Annotated in this window: 1 protein-coding gene and 1 pseudogene; one reads left to right on the top strand and one right to left on the bottom strand. The window is 58.2% G+C overall.

Going from position 1 to position 2,294, the window contains the following annotated elements; all coding sequences use genetic code 11:
* Window positions 1-140: 140 nt before the first annotated feature.
* Entirely contained in the window at window positions 141-1,385 is a 1,245-nt protein-coding gene (locus tag OC159_RS19845; protein WP_265502953.1) for a DNA recombination protein RmuC, read from the top strand.
* Between the two features lie 308 nt (window positions 1,386-1,693).
* Here the strand turns inward: OC159_RS19845 and OC159_RS19840 are convergent.
* A pseudogene (locus OC159_RS19840) lies at window positions 1,694-2,294 on the bottom strand (hypothetical protein); the annotation flags it as partial.

Genomic DNA, 2,294 nt, shown 5'->3' with positions numbered 1-2,294 from the left:
CACCGCCCATGGCGGGCAGCCGCCTGCCGTGGTTTACTTCAACACCATCGAAACCGATCAGCAGGCGCAGGCAGTAGCTTAAATCAGCCGGAAAACTGTCCAAGGATCGGGGAGTAGCTCACACAGAGGCAGATGCCGAGTTGCTGGCTGAGAAGCGCCTGGAGGCTGATAAAGCAGATAAGGTGATCGCGGGTCTGCGGCTGCGGCTTGAGGGGGAGCAAAAGGCCCAGCGCGATCTGCAGTCGCGCATCTCCTCGTTGGAGACCCAGATAGAGAGCGAACGCCTCGCTGCTGAAGAGAAGATCGCGCTTCTCGCTGCCGTGCGAGATGACATGCAAGAGCGCTTCCGGCAAATAGCGGACGAAGCCCTAAAAACACAAGGAGAGGCGATTAGCAAGACAAATGCTGAGAGGCTGGAAGCGACTCTAACGCCTCTGAAAGAGCATGTTGGTCATTTCGAGAAGGAGCTACGAGAGGTCCATCAGGAGACCGTCAAAGACCGCGAACGCCTCAAGACCGAGATATCCCTCCTCACCCAGCGCTCCGAGGCCATCTCGCAGGAGGCACTGGCACTTACGCGGGCACTGAAAGGCGATCATCAGCAACAGGGGGCTTGGGGCGAGATGATACTCGAGAACATCCTGGAGCGGTCCGGTTTGAGAGAAGGCGAAGAGTATCAGACGCAAGCGCATCGGGTCGGATCGGAGGGTGAGCGTCTGCGTCCCGATGTCGTAGTAAATATTCCCGGCGGCAAGAGCCTTGTGATCGACTCGAAAGTCTCCCTGAACGACTATGTTGCGGCAGTGAACGCGGAGGATGAACTCACCGCAATAATGGCACGCAAGCGCCACGTGACGGCTCTGCGCAACCACATCAATCAGCTATCGTCGAAATCCTATCATGTGGCCGAAGGTCTGTCGGTTGACTACACTATCATGTTCGTCCCCATAGAGGGCGCATTGTGCGAAGCTCTGCGCGAGGACGGTAAGCTCACGGAATATGCGCTGGAGCGACATATCACCATTGCCACGCCGACTACTTTGATGATGGCGCTCCGCACTGTGTCGCATGTCTGGGCCGTCGAGCGGCGAAATCAGAATGCTGAGGACATCGCGAAGCGTGCCGGCCTGCTCTATGACAAGGTCGCAGGCTTTGTTCTCAACCTCGAGAAGGTAGGTAAGGGGTTGGAGTCTGCAAGCAGCGCCTATGAGGGTGCTTTGGGACAGCTATCGCGGGGTCGAGGCAACGTGCTGTCGCAGGTGGAAATGCTGAAGTCGCTAGGAGGGAAGGCAACGAAAGCAATCTCGCTGGAGTTCGAGGGTAAAGCTGAAGCCTTGGCGCTTTCGGCAGAACCCGAGGTTGTTTCGTCTGAGCCGGCGGCCTGAAACAACACGGCCCCAGATGGCTGGACAACCTCACGTTATGGAGATAGAGCTTCGCTGGATCTCCGTCCACGCCCCGGCCCATCGGATCTGTTGCTTAAAGTTTAAGCAATGTTTCTGCCCGAACAAGGCGGGCGGGGGCGCTTGCGAATACTTCTTTTAGACGAGGATTTGTTTCTTGTTCAGCCGGCACTGGCAGCCTGCGAAGGCCTCAGTTGCAGCGCAGCGTCCCGAAGCCAATAGTTCGCCAGTTGCTGCCATTGCTAGGAACTAGTTACAGAGGCACCCCTATTGAAAAGGGCGACTTTTGCTCAGTTGTGAGAGTCTGATCCCAAGCAGCAGGCGTCGGCGGTCAAGCTGTATTCGGGCAGAGCTTCAATCAGGAGGGCGCGGGCCCTAATCGACACGTCGCCGTAGTCGTCTGATGCGGTTCTGCCGGCATGCCCCTGTATCGCGTCTGCAATACGATCAGACAGCCCCAGTTCCCGCGCTTGCGTTTTGAACCGATGACGCCAGCCATGCGAAGGCTGCACTCCTTCGGGCACCAGTTGGGCTGCTTGGAGCCACTGCGACACCCGACCCGCTGTGACCCGGGCAGCCGAAAGGAATTTCTGCTTGTCGCGGGCCGCATGAAAAAGTGGCCCGGGCGGAGCGGCCGTTGCCACTGCAACGAAACCTAGGGCAATGACCTGCCGATGCAAGGGAACATCCCGATAGAGACCGGACTTGACGCTCCCTGCCTTCGGGTTGATGCGAATGATCCACATGTCATCCACTTGTCGCAGGTCTTCCGTAAGCGGCGGTTGCGCCCCACGCGCTTTCAGCTTGAAGGCTCGAAGTTCCAGGGTAGCAGGTCGTCGATCCTTGCTTGCGGGTGACCGGTGGCCACCGCTTCCAAAGTTGCCCTGAGGT

It is taken from the genome of Paracoccus beibuensis (assembly GCF_026162625.1).
Lineage (GTDB): Bacteria > Pseudomonadota > Alphaproteobacteria > Rhodobacterales > Rhodobacteraceae > Paracoccus > Paracoccus beibuensis.
This window is presented reverse-complemented; position numbering and strand designations above follow the sequence as displayed.